The 24,127-nt window shown below is 36.0% G+C and carries 19 protein-coding genes, 1 pseudogene and 1 other annotated feature; of the genes and pseudogenes, 18 read left to right on the forward strand and 2 right to left on the reverse strand.

The annotated features are described in order from the left end of the window. Window positions 1–147: 147 nt before the first annotated feature. The 11 genes from rplA to tuf all read left to right on the forward strand — a co-directional run bounded on the left by rplA (window position 148) and on the right by tuf (window position 15,520). The gene (gene rplA, locus ACSULM_RS09290) at window positions 148–846 is read left to right on the forward strand and encodes a 50S ribosomal protein L1 (RefSeq protein ID WP_436862328.1); all 699 of its coding nucleotides are present in this window, start codon (window positions 148–150) and stop codon (window positions 844–846) included. A 77-nt stretch (window positions 847–923) separates the two neighbouring features. Beyond that, window positions 924–1,070 (forward strand) — a sequence feature (ribosomal protein L10 leader region). Between the two features lie 78 nt (window positions 1,071–1,148). Beyond that, window positions 1,149–1,658: a 50S ribosomal protein L10 gene (rplJ, locus tag ACSULM_RS09295; protein ID WP_436862330.1), complete on the forward strand. Its 510-nt coding sequence runs from the start codon at window positions 1,149–1,151 to the stop codon at window positions 1,656–1,658. Between the two features lie 40 nt (window positions 1,659–1,698). After that, window positions 1,699–2,067 (forward strand): 50S ribosomal protein L7/L12, encoded by a 369-nt coding sequence (gene rplL, locus ACSULM_RS09300; RefSeq protein ID WP_069994182.1) that lies wholly within the window; start codon window positions 1,699–1,701, stop codon window positions 2,065–2,067. 257 nt (window positions 2,068–2,324) lie between these two features. Further along, window positions 2,325–2,936 (forward strand): class I SAM-dependent methyltransferase, encoded by a 612-nt coding sequence (locus ACSULM_RS09305; protein WP_436862332.1) that lies wholly within the window; start codon window positions 2,325–2,327, stop codon window positions 2,934–2,936. Window positions 2,937–3,129: 193 nt separating this feature from the next. Then, window positions 3,130–6,681 (forward strand): DNA-directed RNA polymerase subunit beta, encoded by a 3,552-nt coding sequence (rpoB, locus tag ACSULM_RS09310; RefSeq protein ID WP_436862334.1) that lies wholly within the window; start codon window positions 3,130–3,132, stop codon window positions 6,679–6,681. 164 nt (window positions 6,682–6,845) lie between these two features. After that, window positions 6,846–10,442 carry a DNA-directed RNA polymerase subunit beta' gene (rpoC, locus tag ACSULM_RS09315; RefSeq protein WP_436855345.1) on the forward strand — a complete coding sequence of 1,199 codons (3,597 nt, stop codon included), beginning with the start codon at window positions 6,846–6,848 and terminating at the stop codon, window positions 10,440–10,442. A 159-nt stretch (window positions 10,443–10,601) separates the two neighbouring features. After that, on the forward strand, window positions 10,602–10,856 hold the full coding sequence (locus ACSULM_RS09320) for a ribosomal L7Ae/L30e/S12e/Gadd45 family protein (RefSeq protein ID WP_436862335.1): 255 nt from the start codon (window positions 10,602–10,604) through the stop codon (window positions 10,854–10,856). A gap of 94 nt (window positions 10,857–10,950) precedes the next feature. Then, a complete protein-coding gene (gene rpsL / locus ACSULM_RS09325; protein WP_002484156.1) occupies window positions 10,951–11,364 on the forward strand; it encodes a 30S ribosomal protein S12 in 414 nt (137 codons plus the stop codon). Between the two features lie 70 nt (window positions 11,365–11,434). Next, window positions 11,435–11,905 carry a 30S ribosomal protein S7 gene (gene rpsG / locus ACSULM_RS09330; protein WP_069994187.1) on the forward strand — a complete coding sequence of 157 codons (471 nt, stop codon included), beginning with the start codon at window positions 11,435–11,437 and terminating at the stop codon, window positions 11,903–11,905. A gap of 119 nt (window positions 11,906–12,024) precedes the next feature. Further along, window positions 12,025–14,115 carry an elongation factor G gene (gene fusA, locus ACSULM_RS09335; RefSeq protein WP_436862337.1) on the forward strand — a complete coding sequence of 697 codons (2,091 nt, stop codon included), beginning with the start codon at window positions 12,025–12,027 and terminating at the stop codon, window positions 14,113–14,115. A gap of 217 nt (window positions 14,116–14,332) precedes the next feature. Next, entirely contained in the window at window positions 14,333–15,520 is a 1,188-nt protein-coding gene (gene tuf / locus ACSULM_RS09340) for an elongation factor Tu (protein WP_436862339.1), read from the forward strand. Between the two features lie 417 nt (window positions 15,521–15,937). Here tuf and ACSULM_RS09345 read toward each other — a convergent pair whose 3' ends face one another. Further along, a complete protein-coding gene (locus ACSULM_RS09345) occupies window positions 15,938–17,119 on the reverse strand; it encodes a M20 family metallopeptidase (protein ID WP_436862340.1) in 1,182 nt (393 codons plus the stop codon). Between the two features lie 192 nt (window positions 17,120–17,311). Here ACSULM_RS09345 and ACSULM_RS09350 point away from each other — a divergent pair, with 192 nt between their 5' ends. From ACSULM_RS09350 to ACSULM_RS09365, 4 genes are all read left to right on the forward strand, one after another. Beyond that, window positions 17,312–18,502 (forward strand): glycine C-acetyltransferase, encoded by a 1,191-nt coding sequence (locus tag ACSULM_RS09350; RefSeq protein ID WP_436862342.1) that lies wholly within the window; start codon window positions 17,312–17,314, stop codon window positions 18,500–18,502. Window positions 18,503–18,621: 119 nt separating this feature from the next. Further along, complete coding sequence (locus ACSULM_RS09355) at window positions 18,622–19,113, forward strand: kinase (RefSeq protein ID WP_436862343.1); 492 nt, start codon at window positions 18,622–18,624, stop codon at window positions 19,111–19,113. Window positions 19,114–19,367: 254 nt separating this feature from the next. Next, complete coding sequence (locus ACSULM_RS09360; protein WP_436862345.1) at window positions 19,368–19,940, forward strand: GNAT family N-acetyltransferase; 573 nt, start codon at window positions 19,368–19,370, stop codon at window positions 19,938–19,940. A 24-nt stretch (window positions 19,941–19,964) separates the two neighbouring features. Then, the gene (locus tag ACSULM_RS09365; RefSeq protein ID WP_436862346.1) at window positions 19,965–20,471 is read left to right on the forward strand and encodes a GNAT family N-acetyltransferase; all 507 of its coding nucleotides are present in this window, start codon (window positions 19,965–19,967) and stop codon (window positions 20,469–20,471) included. 124 nt (window positions 20,472–20,595) lie between these two features. Here the strand turns inward: ACSULM_RS09365 and ACSULM_RS09370 are convergent. Further along, window positions 20,596–21,949: pseudogene (locus tag ACSULM_RS09370) on the reverse strand (IS1182 family transposase). A 228-nt stretch (window positions 21,950–22,177) separates the two neighbouring features. Here ACSULM_RS09370 and ACSULM_RS09375 point away from each other — a divergent pair. Genes ACSULM_RS09375 through ACSULM_RS09385 form a run of 3 tightly spaced genes read left to right on the forward strand, consistent with a single transcriptional unit; the run spans window position 22,178 to window position 24,115 of the window. Beyond that, a complete protein-coding gene (locus ACSULM_RS09375; protein ID WP_436862348.1) occupies window positions 22,178–22,639 on the forward strand; it encodes a YveK family protein in 462 nt (153 codons plus the stop codon). Between the two features lie 16 nt (window positions 22,640–22,655). Further along, window positions 22,656–23,345, forward strand: a complete 690-nt coding sequence (locus ACSULM_RS09380) for a polysaccharide biosynthesis tyrosine autokinase (protein WP_436862350.1) — start codon at window positions 22,656–22,658, stop codon at window positions 23,343–23,345. 2 nt (window positions 23,346–23,347) lie between these two features. Then, window positions 23,348–24,115 (forward strand): tyrosine-protein phosphatase, encoded by a 768-nt coding sequence (locus tag ACSULM_RS09385; protein WP_436862352.1) that lies wholly within the window; start codon window positions 23,348–23,350, stop codon window positions 24,113–24,115. Window positions 24,116–24,127: the final 12 nt, after the last annotated feature.

The raw sequence follows: 24,127 nt of genomic DNA on the forward strand, positions 1-24,127 counted from the left end.
GTATGAGGTGAGATGTCATTTATTAAAGGGTTATTTTAGCCCCTACGATAAAATACAACTTTGCCTCACTGTTATCTGCTCTTAGCTTGTGAAAGCAAGTAAATGTGGGAGGAAATTCCGCTAAAACCACTAAAGGAGGAACATGAAATGGCTAAAAAAAGCAAAAGATATCAAGAAGCAGCTAGTAAAATCGACCGCTTAAAACACTACAGTGTACAAGAAGCTTTTGAACTAGCTAAAGAGACAAACATCGCTAACTTTGACGCATCAGTTGAAGTAGCATTCCGTTTAGGTATTGATACTCGTAAAAATGATCAACAAATCCGTGGAGCAGTAGTGCTTCCAAACGGTACTGGTAAATCACAACGTGTATTAGTATTCGCAAAAGGAGAAAAAGCAACTGAAGCAGAAGCTGCAGGTGCTGACTTCGTAGGTGAAGGTGAATATGTTGAGAAAATCCAACAAGGTTGGTTTGACTTTGACGTAGTAGTAGCTACACCAGACATGATGGGCGAAGTTGGTAAACTTGGTCGCGTATTAGGACCAAAAGGTTTAATGCCAAACCCTAAAACTGGAACAGTAACAATGGACGTTAAAAAAGCAGTTGAAGAAATCAAAGCTGGTAAAGTTGAATACCGTGCTGAAAAATCAGGTATTGTACATGCATCAATTGGTAAAACATCATTTGATACTGACAAACTTGTTGAAAACTTCAAAACTTTACAAGACGTATTAACTAAAGCGAAGCCTGCTTCAGCTAAAGGTACGTACTTCAAGTCTGTTGCTATAACTACAACAATGGGCCCTGGAGTTAAAATCGATACTTCAAGCTTCAAATTATCATAAAATAAATATTAAAGGCTGAAAGTTTTGCTTTCAGTCTTTAAAAAAATATTGACAGAGTACATTAATTTAGTTATATTGGTTAATGTATTATTTTACCTAAGACAGTAGGAGTTAGTAATAACTTAAAAATTAATCCTACCGAGGCTAAAATTGACTTGAACGTGAGAATTTAGATCTTTCAAGCACTTTTTGCCACGGGTAGAAAGTGCTTTTTTTATTGGATTGCCTAAAGTTTAGCAGTAGCTGTACTTTAGAATTTCAAAATTAAAAGCACCAAAACTAAAATCTATGGAGGTGTCTAAATGTCTGCTATCATCGATGCAAAAAAACAAGAAGTTGATATCATTGCTGAACAATTAAAAAACTCAGTATCTACAGTTATCGTTGACTATCGTGGTCTAACTGTTGCTGAAGTAACTGAATTACGTTCGCAATTACGTGAAGCTGGTGTAGAATACAAAGTATTGAAAAACACTATGGTTCGCCGTGCAGCTGAACAAGCTGGTATCGACGGTTTAGATGAATTCTTAGTAGGTCCTACTGCAGTTGCTACTTCAACAGAAGATGTTGTTGCTCCAGCAAAAGTTATCGCAGGATTTGCAAAAGAACATCAAGCATTAGAAATTAAAACAGGTGTTATGGAAGGCAATGTTATTACAGCAGAAGAAGTTAACACTGTTGGTTCATTACCATCACACGACGGTCTTGTTTCTATGCTTTTATCAGTATTACAAGCTCCAGTCCGCAACTTCGCTTATGCAGTTAAAGCAATTGGAGAAGAAAAAGATTCTAAAGAAGAAAGCGCTGAATAATTGCGCATAAACTAATTAAAATTAATGGAGGAATATTAAAATGGCTAATCAAGAACAAATCATTGAAGCAATTAAAGAAATGTCAGTTTTAGAATTAAACGACTTAGTAAAAGCAATTGAAGAAGAATTTGGTGTAACTGCAGCAGCTCCAGTAGCAGCAGCAGGTGCAGCAGCAGGCGGAGACGCAGCAGCTGAAAAAACTGAATTTGACGTTGAATTAACTTCAGCTGGATCATCTAAAATCAAAGTCGTTAAAGCTGTTAAAGAAGCTACTGGCTTAGGTCTTAAAGATGCTAAAGAATTAGTTGACGGAGCTCCTAAAGTAATTAAAGAAGCTCTTGCTAAAGACGAAGCTGAAAAACTTAAAGAAGCTTTAGAAGAAGTAGGCGCTACAGTAGAATTAAAATAATTCTTGCTGCCTAACTACTCATAATTATATATTGCAGATTATTCAAACGGCTTAATGCATCAACTACTTTGGTACGTTGAGATTAAGTTGTTGATAGATAGTCTCATATCTTTGAGAAATGAAAACCCCGTTATCTAGATAACGGGGTTTTGTCTTATTTGATATATCCATGCTGAATATATGAACATTTTTGATCGAGTATTCAGAGGTTGGGTATAGTAATAATCTAAAACAATTAGATTAAAAGAGGTGTAGTCATGAGTCATTACTATGATGAAAATCCTGAAGTAGAAAGTGATGAAACGCTTTTTACGTACTCCTACGATAACCAAAACATTGAATTAGTAACGGATGCTGGTGTTTTCTCGAAAGGGAAAATAGACTTCGGTTCTGATTTGTTAGTGAGAACTTTTTTGAAAGCATATCCGCCTGGTCCTACCAAACGTATTATTGATGTTGGTTGTGGCTATGGTCCTATCGGTTTGATGATTGCAAAAACATCTCCGCATCATGCAATAACGATGGTAGACGTTAATCAACGTGCGCTTTCATTAGCAAGAAAAAACATAAAAAGAAACCGTATAGATAATGTTGAAGTTAAAGAAAGTGATGGTTTATCTAATGTAGAAGATGATGCTTATGATTTCGTGTTAACTAATCCACCAATCAGAGCAGGTAAACAAGTCGTTCACAGAATTTTAGAAGAAGCATTTGATAAATTAACGCATGATGGCGAACTTTTTGTGGTCATTCAAAAAAAGCAAGGTATGCCATCAGCTAAAAGTAAAATGCAAGAAACATTCAATAACGTAGAAGTATTAGAAAAGAGTAAAGGCTATTACATTTTAAGAAGTGTAAAGGTTGATTAAATAATGCTATTCTGATATAGTAATAGAATGTAAAAAATTATGTTCAATAAGTGTGTACTTTTACGCATAAATTAACAATGTATATAAGGTGAAATAGAAAATGGTGTCATAAGTATGTTACCGTTTTCTTTTTGTCTAATTATATTAGTTGGTTTTGTGGAAGTAGCATACAATTTTTGAGGGGTGAATCTGTTTGGCAGGTCAATTTGTCCAATATGGAAGACATCGTAAACGTAGAAACTATGCGAGAATTTCAGAGGTATTAGAATTACCGAATTTAATTGAGATTCAAACTAAGTCTTACGATTGGTTCTTAGAAGAAGGTTTATTAGAAATGTTTAGAGACATTTCTCCGATTGAAGATTTCACAGGTAATCTATCTTTAGAGTTTGTAGATTACAGACTTGGAGAACCAAAATATGATTTAGAAGAATCGAAGAACCGTGATACAACGTATTCAGCACCTCTACGTGTTAAAGTACGTTTAATCATCAAAGAAACCGGCGAAGTAAAAGAGCAAGAAGTGTTTATGGGTGATTTCCCATTAATGACAGATACAGGTACATTCGTAATTAACGGTGCAGAACGTGTAATCGTATCACAATTAGTACGTTCACCATCCGTATACTTCAATGAAAAACTAGATAAAAATGGCCGTACCAACTTCGATGCAACTATTATTCCAAACCGTGGTGCATGGTTAGAATATGAAACTGATGCAAAAGATGTTGTTTACGTACGTATCGATAGAACTAGAAAATTACCATTAACAGTATTATTACGTGCTTTAGGTTTCTCAACTGATCAATCAATCATTGATCTTTTAGGAGATAATGAGTACTTACGTAATACGTTAGAAAAAGATGGTACTGAAAATACAGATCAAGCGCTATTAGAAATCTATGAGCGTTTACGCCCTGGCGAACCACCTACAGTAGAAAATGCTAAGAGCTTATTATATTCTCGTTTCTTTGATCCGAAACGTTATGATTTAGCAAGCGTAGGTCGTTATAAAGCAAATAAGAAACTTCACTTAAAACACCGTCTGTTCAATCAAAAATTAGCAGAACCAATTGTTAATACTGAAACAGGTGAAATTGTAGCTGAAGAAGGTACAGTACTTGATCGTCGTAATTTAGATGAAATTATAGACGTACTTGAAGCAAATGCAAACAGTGAAGTATTTGAATTAGAAGGCACAGTTATTGATGAGCCTGTTGAAATACAATCTATTAAAGTTTACGTACCTAATGATGAAGAAGGTCGTACAACTACAGTTATCGGTAATGCGTTACCAGATTCTGAAGTGAAATGTATTACGCCAGCAGATATTATCGCATCAATGTCTTACTTCTTTAACTTATTAAGTGGTATTGGCTTTACAGATGATATTGACCACCTTGGTAACCGTCGTCTACGTTCAGTAGGTGAGTTATTACAGAACCAATTCCGTATTGGTTTATCAAGAATGGAACGTGTGGTACGTGAAAGAATGTCTATTCAAGACACAGATTCTGTAACACCACAACAATTAATCAATATTCGTCCAGTAATTGCATCTATTAAAGAATTCTTTGGTAGTTCACAATTATCACAATTCATGGACCAAGCGAATCCGTTAGCTGAGTTAACTCACAAACGTCGTTTATCAGCTTTAGGACCGGGTGGTTTAACACGTGAACGTGCTCAAATGGAAGTACGTGACGTTCACTACTCTCACTATGGCCGTATGTGTCCAATTGAAACACCAGAGGGTCCAAACATTGGACTTATCAACTCATTATCTAGTTACGCACGTGTAAATGAATTTGGTTTCATTGAAACACCGTACCGCAAAGTAGATCTTGAAACGAACTCAATTACAGACCAAATTGACTATTTAACAGCGGATGAAGAAGATAGCTATGTGGTAGCACAAGCAAATTCTAAATTAGATGAAGATGGTAAATTTACAGATGATGAAGTCGTTTGTCGTTTCCGTGGTAATAACACAGTTATGGCTAAAGAAAAAATGGACTACATGGACGTTTCACCTAAACAAGTTGTTTCTGCTGCGACAGCATGTATTCCTTTCTTAGAAAACGATGACTCTAACCGTGCATTGATGGGTGCAAACATGCAACGTCAAGCAGTACCATTGATGAATCCAGAATCACCATTCGTAGGTACAGGTATGGAGCACGTGGCAGCACGTGACTCTGGTGCGGCAATCGTTGCTAAACGTAAAGGCCGTGTTGAACACGTTGAATCAAATGAAATTCTTGTACGTCAACTTATTGAAGAAGATGGCCAAGAATATGAGGGCGAATTAGATCGCTACCCATTAGCTAAATTCAAACGTTCAAATACAGGTACATGTTATAACCAAAGACCAATCGTTGCTTCTGGTGACGTAGTGACTAAAGGCGAAATCTTAGCTGACGGTCCATCAATGGAACTTGGTGAAATGGCATTAGGAAGAAACGTAGTTGTTGGTTTCATGACTTGGGACGGTTATAACTACGAGGATGCTGTAATTATGAGTGAACGTCTAGTTAAAGATGACGTATATACTTCTATTCATATTGAAGAGTATGAATCAGAAGCACGTGATACGAAACTTGGACCTGAAGAAATTACACGCGATATTCCTAACGTATCTGATAGTGCGCTTAAAAACTTAGATGACCGTGGAATTGTTTACGTCGGTGCTGAAGTTAATGATGGTGATATCTTAGTAGGTAAAGTAACGCCTAAAGGTGTAACAGAATTAACTGCAGAAGAGCGTTTATTACACGCAATCTTCGGTGAAAAAGCACGTGAAGTACGTGATACTTCATTACGCGTACCTCATGGTGCAGGTGGTATTGTTCTAGATGTTAAAGTCTTTAACCGTGAAGAAGGCGACGATACATTATCTCCAGGTGTAAACCAATTAGTACGTGTTTATATCGTTCAAAAACGTAAAATTCATGTCGGAGATAAAATGTGTGGACGTCACGGTAACAAAGGTGTAATTTCAAAACTTGTACCTGAAGAAGATATGCCTTATTTACCAGATGGTACACCAATTGATATCATGTTGAATCCACTAGGGGTTCCATCACGTATGAATATCGGACAAGTATTAGAGCTACACTTAGGTATGGCTGCTAAGAACTTAGGTATCCATGTTGCGTCACCAGTATTTGATGGTGCCAGTGATGAAGATGTATGGTCAACAATTGAAGAAGCTGGTATGGCACGTGATGGTAAGACAGTATTATACGATGGACGTACGGGTGAACCGTTCGATAACAGAATTTCAGTCGGCGTTATGTATATGTTGAAACTTGCACACATGGTAGACGATAAATTACACGCACGTTCAACTGGACCATACTCACTTGTTACACAACAACCACTTGGTGGTAAAGCACAATTTGGTGGACAACGTTTCGGTGAGATGGAAGTATGGGCACTTGAAGCTTATGGTGCTGCATATACACTTCAAGAAATCTTAACTTATAAATCCGATGATACAGTAGGTCGTGTGAAAACATATGAATCTATTGTTAAAGGTGAAAATATTGCTAAACCTGGTGTTCCTGAATCATTCAGAGTATTGATGAAAGAATTACAAAGTTTAGGATTAGACGTTAAGATTATGGATGAGCATGACAATGAAATTGACATGCAAGATAATGAAGATGACGATGTCGTTGAACGTAAAGTGGATCTTCAACAAAAAGAAGCACCACAATCACAAAAAGAAATTACAGACTAATTGCATTTAAGTATATAAAAGAATAAATCTCATGAGGTGTTGCATTTTAAGTGCCCCTCATGAGTGTTTGTTCCGTTATTGAAATAGAGCAATCAATCAATTTGCACAGCTAATCTAAATTGAAGGAGGTAGGCTCCTTGATTGATGTAAATAATTTCCATTATATGAAAATAGGACTTGCTTCACCTGAAAAAATCCGTTCATGGTCTTTTGGTGAGGTTAAAAAACCAGAAACAATTAATTATCGTACTTTAAAACCAGAAAAAGATGGTCTATTCTGTGAAAGAATTTTTGGACCTACAAAAGACTGGGAATGTAGTTGTGGTAAATACAAACGTGTACGCTATAAAGGTATGGTTTGTGACAGATGTGGCGTAGAAGTAACTAAATCAAAAGTGCGTCGTGAAAGAATGGGACACATTGAATTAGCTGCACCAGTTTCACACATTTGGTACTTCAAAGGTATTCCAAGTCGTATGGGTCTATTATTAGACATGTCACCAAGAGCATTAGAAGAAGTAATTTACTTTGCTTCATATGTTGTTGTTAATCCAGGTCCAACTGGATTAGAGAAAAAGACATTACTATCTGAAGCTGAATACAGAGAATATTATGATAAATTCCCAGGCAAATTCACTGCTAAAATGGGTGCAGAAGGTATCAAAGAATTACTTGAAGAAATTGATTTAGACGCTGAATTGAAGCATTTACGTGATGAATTAGAATCAGCAACTGGTCAAAGACTTACTCGTGCAATCAAACGTTTAGAAGTTGTAGAATCATTTAGACATTCTGGTAATAACCCAGCATGGATGATTTTAGATGTACTTCCAATTATCCCACCAGAAATCAGACCAATGGTTCAATTAGACGGTGGCCGTTTTGCAACAAGTGATTTAAATGATTTATACCGTCGTGTTATCAACCGTAACAATCGTTTGAAACGTTTATTGGATTTAGGTGCTCCTGGCATCATCGTTCAAAACGAAAAACGTATGTTACAAGAGGCTGTTGACGCACTTATTGATAATGGTCGTCGTGGCCGTCCAGTTACTGGACCAGGTAACCGTCCATTGAAATCACTTTCTCATATGTTGAAAGGTAAACAAGGTCGTTTCCGTCAAAACTTATTAGGTAAACGTGTTGACTATTCAGGTCGTTCAGTTATTGCTGTTGGACCAAACTTGAAGATGTATCAATGTGGACTACCTAAAGAGATGGCGCTTGAATTGTTCAAACCATTCATTATGAAAGAGTTAGTTCAACGTGAAATTGCGACAAACATTAAAAATGCGAAAAGTAAAATTGAGCGCATGGATGATGAAGTATGGGACGTATTAGAGGATGTTATTAAAGAACACCCAGTTCTTTTAAACCGTGCACCAACACTTCACAGATTAGGTATTCAAGCATTTGAACCTACATTAGTTGAAGGACGTGCGATTCGTTTACATCCACTTGCGACTACAGCTTACAACGCCGACTTTGATGGTGACCAAATGGCTGTCCACGTACCGTTATCTAAAGAAGCTCAATCTGAAGCTCGTATGTTAATGTTAGCAGCACAAAACATCTTGAACCCTAAAGATGGTAAACCAGTAGTTACACCATCACAAGATATGGTATTAGGTAACTATTACCTTACTTTAGAGCGTAAAGAAGCTGTGAATACAGGTACAATTTATAATGATACAAATGAAGTGCTAAAAGCGTATGCAAATGGTTATGTTCACTTGCATTCACGTATTGGTGTACACGCTGGATCATTTAATAATCCAACATTCACTGAAGAACAAAATAAGAAAATCTTATTAACTTCAGTTGGTAAAGTAATATTTAATGAAATCATTCCAGATTCATTTGCATATATTAATGAACCAACACAAACAAACTTAGAAAACAAAACACCTGAGAAATATTTCATCGCGCCTACTGAAATTGGTGAAGAAGGCTTAAAAGCTTACTTTGATGAGCAACCGTTAATCAAACCATTCAATAAGAATTTCTTAGGAAATATTATTGCAGAAGTGTTTAACCGTTTCAGCATCACAGATACATCAATGATGTTAGACAGAATGAAAGACTTAGGATTCAAGTTCTCATCTAAAGCAGGTATTACTGTTGGTGTATCTGACATCGTAGTATTACCAGATAAGCAAGATATCTTAGATGAACATGAGAAATTAGTTGAAAAAGTAACGAAACAATTCAATCGTGGTTTAATCACTGATTTTGAACGTTACAACGCAGTTATTGAAATTTGGACAGACGCTAAAGACCAAATTCAAAGCGAACTAATGGGATCACTTGAAGAAACAAACCCAATCTTTATGATGAGTGACTCTGGTGCCCGTGGTAACGCATCTAACTTTACACAGTTAGCAGGTATGCGTGGTCTAATGGCTGCACCATCAGGTGAGATTATCGAATTACCAATCACTTCTTCATTCCGTGAAGGTTTAACAGTATTAGAATACTTCATTTCAACACATGGTGCGCGTAAAGGTCTTGCCGATACAGCACTTAAGACTGCCGATTCAGGTTACCTTACACGTCGTCTTGTTGACGTTGCACAAGATGTTATCGTCCGCGAAGAAGACTGTGGAACTGACCGTGGTTTACTTGTTTCTGATATCAAAGAAGGTACAGAAATGATTGAACCATTTATCGAGCGTATTGAAGGTCGTTATTCTAAAGAAACGATTCGTCATCCTGAAACTGATGAAGTAATTATCCATCCTGACGAATTAGTGACTGCAGAAATTGCTAAGAAAATCACTGACGCTGGTATAGAGGAAATGTATATCCGTTCAGCATTTACATGTAATACACGTCATGGTGTATGTGAAAAATGTTACGGTAAAAACCTTGCAACTGGTGAAAAAGTTGAAGTTGGTGAAGCAGTTGGTACAATTGCTGCCCAATCAATTGGTGAACCAGGTACTCAGCTTACAATGCGTACATTCCATACAGGTGGTGTAGCAGGTAGCGATATCACTCAAGGTCTTCCTCGTATCCAAGAGATTTTCGAAGCGCGTAATCCTAAAGGTCAAGCAGTGATTACTGAAATCGAAGGTGTCGTTGACGACATCAAGCTTGCCAAAGACCGTCAACAAGAGATCGTGATTAAAGGCGCAAATGAGTCTAAATCATATCTAGCTTCTGGTACTTCTAGATTGAAAGTAGAAGTTGGCCAAAGTGTTGAACGTGGTGAAGTGCTTACAGAAGGTTCAATTGAACCTAAGAACTATTTATCTGTTTCTGGTTTAAATGCAACAGAAAGTTATTTACTAAAAGAAGTTCAAAAAGTTTACCGTATGCAAGGTGTTGAAATCGACGATAAACACGTTGAAGTTATGGTAAGACAAATGTTACGTAAAGTACGTATCATTGAAGCTGGAGATACGAAATTACTTCCAGGTTCATTAGTAGATATTCATAACTTTACTGATGCAAACCGTGAAGCATTTAAAGAGCGTAAACGCCCTGCAACAGCTAAACCTGTATTATTAGGTATTACGAAAGCTTCTCTTGAAACTGAAAGCTTCTTATCAGCGGCTTCATTCCAAGAAACAACTCGTGTACTTACTGATGCTGCAATTAAAGGAAAACGTGATAACTTACTCGGTCTTAAAGAGAACGTTATTATCGGTAAATTAATTCCAGCTGGTACAGGTATGAGACGTTACAGAGATGTTGAATACGATAAAGCAACACCAAATACTGAAATTTTAGAAGAAGTTCAAACAACTGAAATCTAATATTTAGTAGAAAATCACAAGGTGGTCGAAGTTATATATTTTGACCACTTTGTTTTTTATATTTTTTAATCAAAAAATGCGAATAAAAGTTGACTCAGTCGTATTGAAAGTGTTATTATTATTAAGGTTGATGCAAGCAGAACTTTGGAGGATATGTATATGTCTAATGAAAAAGTTGCACGCTTTAACAAACAACACTATGTTATTGGTCTGAAACAAACGCGCAAAGCTTTGTATAAGGATCAAGTGACATCATTGATTATCGCTGAGGACGTTGAAGTTCATCTTATGACTCGCGTGTTAAGCCAAATCAATCACAAACACATACCTGTCTCATTTTTCGAAAGTAAAAAGGCTTTAGGAGAATATGTAGGTATAAACGTTAATGCAGCAATCGTTGCATTATTAAAATGAGATTAGTAAGAATTATTCTTACTAAATTTTATTTACCCTTAAAATGAACCACCTGGATGTGTGGGATTATAAATGAGGAAAGGAGGAACATTCAATGCCAACAATTAACCAATTGGTACGCAAACCAAGACAAAGCAAATCAAAAAAATCTGATTCACCAGCATTAAACAGAAACTTTAACAGTAAAAAGAAAAAATTTACTGACTTAAACTCTCCACAAAAACGCGGTGTTTGTACACGTGTAGGTACTATGACACCTAAAAAACCAAACTCTGCGTTACGTAAATATGCTCGTGTTCGTTTGTCTAACAACATTGAAATCAATGCGTATATCCCTGGTATCGGACATAACTTACAAGAACACAGTGTTGTACTTGTACGTGGTGGCCGTGTGAAAGACTTACCTGGTGTACGTTACCATATTGTACGTGGTGCACTTGATACTTCAGGTGTTGATGGACGTAGACAAGGCCGTTCATTATACGGAACTAAAAAACCTAAAAAATAAGTTTAAGATTGCGTAAATTTTCGCTATAAATTTAAAAATTATACTATAATAGGAAGGGAGGATTTATATTATGCCTCGTAAAGGATCAGTACCAAAAAGAGACGTATTACCAGATCCAATTCACAACTCTAAATTAGTTACAAAATTGATTAACAAAATTATGTTAGATGGTAAACGTGGAACAGCACAAAGAATTCTTTATTCTGCATTCGACATCGTTAAAGAACGTAGTGGTCGTGAAGCAGTTGAAGTATTTGAAGAAGCTATCGACAACATCATGCCAGTATTAGAGGTTAAAGCTCGCCGTGTTGGTGGCTCTAACTATCAAGTACCAGTAGAAGTTCGTCCAGAGCGTCGTACTACTTTAGGTCTTCGTTGGTTAGTTAACTATTCACGTCTTCGTGGTGAAAAAACTATGGAAGAACGTTTAGCTAACGAAATCTTAGATGCAGCAAACAATACAGGTGGTGCAGTTAAGAAACGTGAAGACACTCACAAAATGGCTGAAGCTAACAAAGCATTCGCTCACTATCGCTGGTAGGATAGTAGCTTTTTCCCTGAGCATGTTCCACAAAGATAGTTTACTATCGTCGGCGCGTGTTTAGGGCATCGCCATATTTATAGTATTTATTCGCAGTTATACTGGAAGGAGAAAAATACATGGCTAGAGATTTTAGTTTAGATAGAACTCGTAATATTGGTATCATGGCTCACATCGATGCTGGTAAAACAACTACGACTGAACGTATTCTTTACTACACTGGACGTATCCACAAAATTGGTGAAACACACGAAGGTGCTTCACAAATGGACTGGATGGAACAGGAGCAAGACCGTGGTATTACTATCACATCAGCTGCAACAACTGCAGAATGGGATAACCACCGTGTAAACATCATCGATACACCTGGACACGTAGACTTCACTGTAGAAGTTGAACGTTCATTACGTGTACTTGATGGCGCAGTAACAGTATTAGATGCACAATCAGGTGTTGAACCTCAAACTGAAACAGTTTGGCGTCAAGCAACAACTTATGGTGTACCTCGTATTGTGTTCGTAAACAAAATGGACAAATTAGGTGCTAACTTTGAATATTCAGTAAGTACAATTCATGACCGTTTACAAGCGAACGCGCAACCAATTCAGTTACCAATTGGTGCTGAAGATGAATTTGAAGCAATCATTGACTTAGTTGAAATGAAATGTTTCAAATACAACAATGACTTAGGAACTGAAATTGATGAAATTGAAATTCCTGAAGATCATAAAGAAAGAGCTGAAGAAGCTCGTGCGGCATTAGTTGAAGCTGTTGCTGAAACTAACGACGAATTAATGGAAAAATATCTTGGTGATGAAGAAATTTCTATTTCTGAGTTAAAAGATGCAATCCGTAAAGCAACTACTGATGTAGAATTCTACCCAGTACTTGTTGGTACAGCATTCAAAAACAAAGGTGTTCAATTAATGCTTGATGCAGTAATTGACTACTTACCTTCACCATTAGATGTTAAACCAATCGTTGGTCACCGTGCTGAGAACCCTGAAGAAGAAGTTATCGCAAAAGCTGATGACAATGCTGAGTTCGCTGCGTTAGCGTTCAAAGTAATGACTGACCCTTATGTTGGTAAATTAACATTCTTCCGTGTGTACTCAGGTACATTATCATCAGGTTCATACGTTAAAAACTCTACGAAGAACAAACGTGAACGTGTAGGTCGTTTACTACAAATGCACGCTAACTCTCGTCAAGAGTTAAACACAGTATACTCAGGCGATATCGCAGCAGCGGTAGGTCTAAAAGATACTGGTACTGGTGATACTTTATGTGGTGAGAAAAATGACATTATCTTGGAATCTATGGATTTCCCAGAGCCTGTTATTCACTTATCAGTTGAACCTAAATCTAAAGCAGACCAAGACAAAATGACTACAGCTTTAGTTAAGTTACAAGAAGAAGACCCAACATTCCATGCACACACAGACGATGAAACTGGACAAGTTATCATTGGTGGTATGGGTGAGCTTCACTTAGATATCTTAGTAGACCGTATGAAGAAAGAATTTAACGTTGAATGTAACGTTGGTGCACCAATGGTTTCATACCGTGAAACATTCAAAACATCAGCTCAAGTTCAAGGTAAATTCGCTCGTCAATCAGGTGGTCGTGGTCAATATGGTGACGTTAAAATTGAATTCTCACCTAACGAAACAGGTGGCGGTTTCGAATTCGAAAACGCTATCGTTGGTGGTGTAGTTCCTCGTGAATACATTCCATCAGTTGAAGCAGGTCTTAAAGATTCAATGGAAAACGGTGTATTAGCTGGTTATCCTTTAATTGATGTTAAAGCTAAATTATTTGATGGTTCATACCATGATGTCGATTCATCAGAAATGGCCTTCAAAGTTGCTGCATCATTAGCACTTAAAGAAGCTGCTAAAAAATGTGATCCAGTTATCTTAGAACCAATGATGAAAGTAACAATCGAAATGCCTGAAGAGTATATGGGTGACATCATGGGTGATGTAACATCTCGTCGTGGACGTGTTGATGGTATGGAACCTCGTGGTAATGCACAAGTTGTAAATGCTTATGTACCACTTTCAGAAATGTTCGGTTACGCAACATCATTACGTTCTAACACTCAAGGTCGTGGTACTTACACTATGTACTTTGATCACTATGCTGAAGTTCCAAAATCAATTGCTGAAGAAATTATCAAGAAAAACAGTGGTAATAAAAGCGAATAATTAAACTTGTGTTGTAGGGCTTCTGTCTGTACAATACATGTAAAGCTTAATTAGATAGCTTATAGTTTTATTAATTGATTTTTTGGGAAAAATGCATTATAAAGGTACTGTATGGTCCTTTATATAAAAAACCAAACAATCTTCTCATGATGGTGAGAAACTGTCATGAGAGATAAATTTAAAAATTAATTTTCTAACGAATAGGAGAGATTTTATAATGGCTAAAGAAAAATTTGACCGCTCAAAAGAACATGCCAATATTGGTACGATTGGTCACGTTGACCATGGTAAAACTACTTTAACAGCTGCTATCGCAACTGTATTAGCAAAAAATGGTGACTCTGTAGCACAATCATATGACATGATTGACAACGCTCCAGAAGAAAAAGAACGTGGTATTACAATCAATACTTCACACATCGAGTATACTACTGACAAACGTCACTATGCTCACGTTGACTGCCCAGGTCACGCTGACTATGTTAAAAACATGATCACTGGTGCTGCTCAAATGGACGGAGCTATCTTAGTAGTATCTGCTGCTGATGGCCCAATGCCACAAACTCGTGAACACATTCTTTTATCACGTAACGTTGGTGTTCCAGCATTAGTTGTATTCTTAAACAAAGTTGACATGGTTGACGATGAAGAATTATTAGAATTAGTAGAAATGGAAGTTCGTGACTTATTAAGCGAATATGACTTCCCAGGTGACGATGTACCTGTAATCTCTGGTTCTGCATTAAAAGCTTTAGAAGGCGATGCTGACTATGAGCAAAAAATCTTAGACTTAATGAACGCTGTTGATGAATTCATTCCAACACCAGAACGTGATTCTGACAAACCATTCATGATGCCAGTTGAGGACGTATTCTCAATCACTGGTCGTGGTACTGTTGCTACAGGCCGTGTTGAACGTGGTCAAATCAAAGTCGGTGAAGAAATCGAAATCATCGGTATGCAAGAAGAGTCAAGCAAAACAACAGTTACTGGTGTAGAAATGTTCCGTAAATTATTAGACTACGCTGAAGCTGGTGACAACATTGGTGCATTATTACGTGGTGTTTCACGTGATGACGTACAACGTGGTCAAGTTTTAGCTGCTCCTGGTACTATTACACCACATACAAAATTCAAAGCGGACGTGTATGTTTTATCTAAAGAAGAAGGTGGACGTCATACTCCATTCTTCACTAACTACCGCCCACAATTCTATTTCCGTACTACAGACGTAACTGGTGTTGTTAACTTACCAGAAGGTACTGAAATGGTTATGCCTGGCGATAACGTTGAAATGGAAGTTGAATTAATTTCTCCAATCGCTATTGAAGACGGTACTCGTTTCTCTATCCGTGAGGGTGGACGTACTGTTGGATCAGGCGTTGTTACAGTAATCAACCAATAATATAAATCTCTATCTTAGATAGAATTTTCAAGAGGTTCCTTCGGGAGCCTCTTTTTTCATAGAACCCCTTATTCACTATGTGAATTAGGGGTTCTTAGTGCATTAGCTGCTAGCTAATGTAAACCGAATTTCTTCACTATGTGAATTAGGGGTTCTTAGTGCATTAGTCAATTGCTAATGCAAACAAAGTTATCATAGAATTGCAGAATTAAGCATAACAAAAAGACCATTGTCATTAGCGCATGACAACGGTCTTTTTATACATAATATAAATTTATGATTGAATAGTTAAAGTTATAAAACACCAGCAGAGGAATACTTGAGCTAAAGCTCGTGTATAAAAGCAACTAAGTAATAAAATACCAAGAGGAATACTTGAGCTAAAGCTCATGCATAAAAGCCACTAACGTAACAGAGTTACGAAGTGGCTCTAACAATTACGTTTTCAAGTTCTAGAATTTTAAGGAACTCACACGTAGCGTATTTCATTGCTTTTTCATCTATATTGAATTTTGGACTATGGTGTGGGTGCATGGTATCTTTTTCTGGATTACCACAGCCAGTTAAAAAGAATGCACCGGGACGTACCTTTAAGTAGTGCGCGAAGTCTTCACCAATCATCATTAATTCTGATTTATAAAAACGTAAATTCAAATCATTCGCAGCTTGTTTTACGATTTCGTAGTTGTTTGGATGATTATGAACAGGTAAGTACCCTTTAATGTAATCAAACGTATAGGTAATGTCATTTGACACAGCAAGACCTTGCAATAGTTTTTCCATTTTCGTCATAACATGACTTTGAACCTCTGTGTCAAATGTGCGTACAGTTCCTTTGCAGAATGCTGTATCAGGGATAATGTTGTCGGCTGAACCTGCTTGCACCATACCGAAACTAATAACAGCTTGTTTGACAGGATCAATGGTACGAGAAACTATTTTCTGTGCACTCATAATAAATTCAGCCATAATCACGACCGGGTCGATTGTTTCATGAGGTTTAGCACCATGTCCACCTTTTCCTTGAATGGTAATATTAAATTCATCAGGGGATGCCATCATTGCACCAGGACGGGAGTATATCATGCCAGTCGGGTAACCTGACCACAAATGATTGCCATAAATTTTATCAACATGCTTTAAGCAATCATCATCGATCATTTCTTGAGAGCCACCAGGCATGATTTCTTCACCATATTGGAAGATCAATACAACATTCCCGTTTAATGAATTGCGATGTTGTTCAATAATCTCTGCGACACCTAATAGGATAGCAGTATGTCCGTCGTGTCCACATGCATGCATAGCACCTGGATTTTTAGATTTATAATCTACGTCAGTGAGTTCATCTATTGGTAGAGCGTCAAAGTCGGCACGTAATGCTACTGTGGGGCCATCGCCACGACCTTTGAATGTAGCAACAATACCATTGCGACCTACTGGTGTACGTATGTCACACGATAATTGACTCAACTGATTCACAATATAGTCGTGTGTGTGATATTCTTCAAACGATAATTCTGGATATTGATGTAAATAGCGACGTATTTGAATCATTCTACTTTCTTTTTGTTGTGCTAGTTGAAACCAATCAAACAACTTCAACCCTTCTTCCTTAAGCTTTTTAATTATTATACCACTTTATAATACGTATCTGTAGGCGCAATTGAGTGTTGATAAATTAAATTGTAGTAAACGCTTTCTGCGATATAATTATTCTACTTTCCACAACAATAAAAATAAGGTATGATTAACTTGAAAACTATGATAATTCCAAAAGGGGGACTTGCAGTGGTTCAATCACTACACGGATTTTTAGATGAAAATATCCAATATTTAAAAGATAATGGATTATATAATGAAATAGATACAATTGAGGGTGCGAATGGCCCTGAAATTACAATTAATGGGAAAAAATATGTTAACTTGTCTTCAAACAACTATTTAGGCTTAGCAACAGATGAAGATTTGAAACAAGCAGCAAAAGATGCTATTGATACACATGGTGTAGGCGCAGGTGCAGTACGTTCAATCAATGGTACATTAGATGTGCATGATGAATTAGAGCAAACACTTGCCGAATTTAAAGGTACAGAAGCAGCGATTGCTTATCAATCAGGTTTCAACTGTAACATGGCAGCAATTTCTGCTGTTATGAACAAAAATGACGCAATTCTTTCTGATGAGTTAAACCATGCCTCTATTATTGATGGTTGTCGTTTATCTAAAGCGAAGATTATTCGTGTAAATCACTCCGATATGGATGACTTACGTGCGAAAGCCAAAGAAGCAGTAGAATCAGGTCAATATAATAAAGTGATGTACATCACGGATGGTGTATTTAGTATGGACGGAGACGTTGCTAAATTACCAGAAATCGTAGAAATTGCTGAAGAATTTGGTTTAATCACATATGTCGATGACGCACATGGTTCAGGTGTTATGGGTAAAGGTGCCGGCACAGTGAAACATTTTGGTTTACAAGATAAAATTGATTTCCAAATTGGTACGTTATCTAAAGCAATTGGTGTTGTCGGTGGTTATGTAGCTGGTACACAATCACTTATTGATTGGTTAAAAGCGCAATCTAGACCATTCTTATTCTCAACTTCATTAGCACCTGGAGATACAAAAGCAATTACAGTTGCAGTGAAAAAATTAATGGCATCTACAGAATTGCATGACAAACTTTGGGAAAATGGTAACTACCTTAAAGAAGGCTTACAAAAATTAGGTTTTGATATTGGCGATTCTGAATCACCAATTACACCAGTAATTATCGGTGATGAAAAAGAAACGCAAGCGTTTAGTAGCCGTCTTAAAGATGAAGGTGTATACGTGAAATCAATCGTATTCCCAACAGTACCAAAAGGCACTGGTCGTGTTCGTAACATGCCGACTGCAGCACATACAAAAGAAATGTTAGAACAAGCTTTAGCTGCTTTTGAAAAAGTAGGTAAAGAACTAGGTACAATTAAATAATTTTTGATATAAAGCATACGGTATACAAATATCGTCGTGTTTGAAAATTGATGAACGCTCGGAGCTATGATGGTCTTCGAGCGTTTTTTAGCATTTTCAATAGGAAGGAGAACATGCACATGGTCAAACTCATAATTATCCGAGGGAATTCAGGCAGTGGCAAGACAACAATTGCACGAAAGTTACAGCATGAACTAGATGACGAAGGCGTCTTATTAGTAGAGCAAGATATCGTTAGGCGGCAAATGCTGCATGTGCATGATCGACCTGGTAATTTGGCGATAACGCTGATAGCAGAGATATTGGCCTTCGGGATACAACATTGCGAGTTTATTATTTTAGAAGGCATTTTAAATAAAGCAAAATATGGAGAGATGTTAGATTCATTTATCAAACATGAGCAGGTTGAAACACACGCATATTACTTTGATTTACCTTTTGAAGAAACAGTACGTAGACATCATTCAAAGAAAGATACTGATTTTGGAGAAGTAGCAATGGCAAGGTGGTTCGTCGAACATGATACGCTGCAAGTAAAGGGAGAAGTGTGTATTTCCCCGGAAATGTCTGAAACTCAAATATTAAGACAGATATTAAGTGATGTGAAATAGACTGCTAAGGACAAATATAAGTATAGGTGATTATTACCACTAGCAATCCAGAATATTGGCATAATATGTTAACTATGCTTAAATAGGAGTAATAGTAAAATAGAACTTGCTAACATCTAGCAATGGTATTTAAAGTTTTAGACATTCTGGATTAGGTTATATAAGGTTGTAAGTAAGATAAGGGCGAGTTCTAATGGTGATGGTTGTTTTAATGGGAAAAAATAGTAGAAGATTAATGAATAAGGGGATTTTGAATGACGAAAAATTTGGGGTTGCAATTCACTACACAACGTCTTATCATTAGACCGTTGGAAGAAAGTGATTATACGTCATGGTTGCATGGCTTTGTAAATCGCAAGCTAGCGCAATATAGACATGATAAAGGTCAAATTGATATGTCAGATGCAACGGAGCCCTGGTTTGCGGCACTCGTTGCGAGGCAACAGAAAGCAATTGAAGCGGACGATTTATATATTTTTGGAATATTTGACAAAGCAGGGCATCATATTGGGATGTTAAATATAAAGAATTTAAGTCGCGATCATTTTCAATGGGCTGAAATTGGCTATTTTATTCATAATCAGTATTGGCAACAAGGTTATGCATTTGAAGCATTGAGAGAATTGGTGAAACAAGTACAAGAGAAATTGCATTTTCATAGAATTGAAGCGCATATTAATTTGGATAATCAACCGTCTATAGGCTTAATTGAAAAAGTAGGTTTCCAATTTGAATGCATTCGCAAAGGTTTCATTTTTGAAAATGAACAATGGACCGATCATTATGTGTATTACATAAATACTCATGATGAACCACTAAATATATAAGTCGAGAAAGGAAGGAGTGTTAACATGGTTGAATTTAGAGAATTAACAATGGGTGATGAGCTAATGTATTGTGATTATATGAGAGAATGGATTGATCATGATGAAAAAATTGTCCCTGAAATCACAAATATCACCAAATATAATGATTTCGACGAACTTGTACATGTACTCGCAGACAACAAATCACATGATGCATTTGTAGACAATACAACATTATTCCTAATATACGATGATGAAATTATCGGGGCAGCAAATATACGTCATAATCTAAATGAAAAGCTGAAGACTATCGGTGGCCATGTTGGCTATGGCGTCCGCAAGTCACAACGTGGCAAAGGATTCGGAAATAAAATTCTGAAGAAATCATTGGACTATTTATCAAGAATTGGTGTCCAAGAAGCACTTGTCACATGCGAAGTAGATAATAAAGCTTCTGCAGCAGTAATTGAGCACAATGGTGGAGAAGAAATAGAATCATCTACACTAGAAGATGGCACAGTCGTACGTCGCTTCCAAATCGAAATTGCATAAAGAATATAGTATTTAACGTGTAACTTTTGTTACACGTCAGAACGTTGACAAACCCTTCGCAAATAGACGCGAAGGGTTTGTTTATTTTCCATTTATATAGTTTTTCAAAAATTGTAGTAGTTTTTCAGACCATTACTGGTCTTTTTACTAGCCACATTGCGATTTTTTTAAGATTCATGGCAGCACAAATTAGCGTGGTATCCATGGAAACTTTGTCATATCCTCTATATCTCGTCCATCGCATACCATGCTGCTCTTTTGCATCGCCAAATCTTCTCTCTATTGTTTGACTCCGCATTTTATATTGTTTTTTAATTGTATCCACAAACCTTAAGTCTTCAACTATATCTAAATCATCTTGCCAAACATGTCTTCTAATTTGTTTTATGGCATCTTTATTTTCAGTACATTTACTTAGTAGTGGGCAATTTCGACATATTGAACCATCGGACACATATAATCTGTGTCCTGTTGGCATTGTTCTTTTATATAATAGAGTTTCATCATTAGGGCAAATATAAGTATCATAATGTTCATCGTAGATGAAATCTTTTGTTCTGAAAAAAACCAGGTTTTCCTTTAGGTCTCGTATATGGCATTGCTGGTACAATTGCTTTTTCAAGTAAAAAGTGGGCATTAAAAGGTGTTTTATATCCTGAATCAATTGCTAATGTGATAGGTAACATCTGCTTGGTTTCTAATCTTTCAATCATTGGTTTGAGTTGTGTGCTATCGTGAATATTACCAGGTGTTACATGCTTATCAATAATATAACCATTTTTATCTACACATGCGTGTAAACTATAAGCAAATTGCTTTTCTCGCTCGCCTTTAACGTAGTATCCGGATTCTGGATCAGTCGTACTTACTTTCTTGGTTTTATATTCCTCCTTGCTTTTATTTTTTATTGGCTTTTTTTCTTGTGCTCGCCTTTGTTCATTTATCTCATTATCCAATTCTTCTTGGAAGTGAAGTGCATCTTTTTTTACAATTTTTTTGAGGTATTTATTCTTATTTGCATTTGCTTTAATATGCGTAGAATCAATAAATAAAGATGAGTGATCTATTAAGTTATTTTTGATAGCTATTTCTAGTATTTTCTCAAATATTTGTTCAAATAAATCTGTATCATGAAAACGACGTGTATAGTTCTTACTAAAAGTTCCATAATGAGGTACTTTATCTAAAAAGCTATATCCTAAATACCAACGGTAAGCTACATTTGTTTCTATTTCTTTAATTGTTTGTCTCATTGATTTAATGCCAAACAATCTTTGTATGAGTAATATTTTCACTAAAATCACAGGATCTATAGATGGTCTACCATTATCGAGACAATATTTGTTTTCGACAAGTTCATACACAAAATTTAAATCTAATATCGCATCGACTTTACGTAATAAATGATTATTAGGGACTAATTCAGAGATAGAAATCATTTCATATTGATCTCTTTTATCAATTGATTTATTCAACATAATAAACACCACCACTGTTTAATTTACATATATTATAATATTTTTTGTGAAATATTGGCAGTGATTTATGCCGACTCCTGCGGGAATAGCACTAGCCGAAGACTACAGGCTAAGGCAGTGCCCGCGGAAAGCGTGCATAAAAAACTGCCAACAAAGTCGGAGACTTTGTCGACAGTCTGACGTGTAACTTTTGTTACACGTTTTTTGTTTTTTTAAAATAATTAATTATTGATTTTAGTGTTTGATACATATTCTGAGATAGCAACAAGTCCACGTATTCTTGATAAAGTATCAAAAGAATTAGAGGGTGCATACTCTGCAAAAGAATTATCAGGAATGATTATTGCAAGTAACGAAACAGAATCACAAATTTTAAATATAGCTGTTGAAAGTTCAAATAAGAATGATTCTGAAAAAATAGCGAATGTATTTTCAAAAGTTTTCAGTGAAGAAACACCTAAAATTATGAATATAGATAATGTTTCAATTTTATCTAAAGCTGATGGAACTGCAACTCAAACAAAACCTAAAATGACAGTTAATGCGCTACTAGGTATTGTATTAGGGATGATTGTAGCAATAATAATTATTGCAATTAAAGAAATTTTTGATACACGTATTAGGAATGAACAGGATGTACAAGAAGAATTGGACGTTCCAGTATTAGGATCTATTCAAAAATTCAAATAAGGAAGGTAACTATATAATGGCTAAGAAAAAAGAAAGAAAAGTATCACCTTTATATGTTTATGACAATCCAAAATCTACAATAAGTGAGAAGTTTAGAGGTATTAGATCTAATATTATGTTTTCTGGCGCTAATAGTGAAATTAAGTCTTTATTAGTAACCTCTGAAAAACCAGCATCAGGTAAAAGTACGGTTACTGCTAATATAGCAATTACATATGCCCAAGCGGGATATAAGACATTAGTTATCGATGGTGATATGAGAAAGCCGACACAACAGTACATATTTGACTTAACTAATCATAGTGGTCTGTCAAATCTTATTATAGAAAAAGCTTTGCAAAAAGATGCTATTAAAGAGACTCATATTGAAAATTTAAGTGTGTTAACATCTGGTCCGGTGCCACCTAACCCATCAGAATTAATTGCAGCAACACGTTTTAAAGAATTATTTCAAAATTTAAGTGGTTTATATGATTTTATATTAATTGATACACCACCAGTTACAACAGTAACAGATGCACAGTTATATGCTAGAAATGTAAAAGACTGCGTAATGATTATTGATGGATCGAAAAATGATAAGGGTGAAGTTAAAAAAGCAAAGCAATTGTTAGAAAAATCAGGTGGAAAAGTTATTGGAGTCGTATTAAATAAAATGACAGTCGAAAAAGGATCAAGTTATTACTACTATTATGGGGATGAGTAGAGATGATAGATATACACAATCATATATTGGTTGATATCGATGACGGACCTAAAACAGATGAAGATGCAATTAAATTAATTCAACAAGCATATGATGAAGGAATTACAAGAATAGTAGCTACTCCACATCATTTGCATACTAGATACGATAATCCGATAGCAAAAGTTAAACAGAAAATTGATGATTTAAAAGCGCTTGAGGGCGTAAAAGCACTTGGTGTAAATATTTACCCAGGACAAGAAATCAGAATTACAGATCAAATCATTAATAACATTAATGAAGGTGAAGTTATTGGAATCAATAACTCAAGATATTTGTTGATTGAATTGCCATCTAATGAAGTTCCACAGTATACACAGCGATTATTTTATGAAATTCAATCTATGGGCTATGTACCGATAATAGCGCATCCTGAAAGAAATAAGGCAATTGCTCAGAATTTAGATTTGTTATTTGAGTTAATAAACGGTGGTGCATTAAGTCAAATCACCTCATCTTCTTTAAATGGCTCCATGGGAAAAAAAGTTAGAGCGTTAGCAATACAAATGATTGAAAATAATTTAACACATTTTGTATCATCAGATGCTCATAGTGTTGAAGCAAGACCATTTATTATGAAATCGATGTGGGAAAGCAAGAAATTGAAAAATTATCATGAAGAAATGAATGATTTTTTAAATAATGCAGATTTAGTGATTAATGATAAAAAAATAACCAAACAAATTCCAACTCAAGATTATAAGCAAAAAAAATGGTTTGGCATATTATAGAAAATTGAGTGA

This window comes from Staphylococcus caeli (assembly GCF_051413795.1).
GTDB lineage: Bacteria > Bacillota > Bacilli > Staphylococcales > Staphylococcaceae > Staphylococcus > Staphylococcus caeli_A.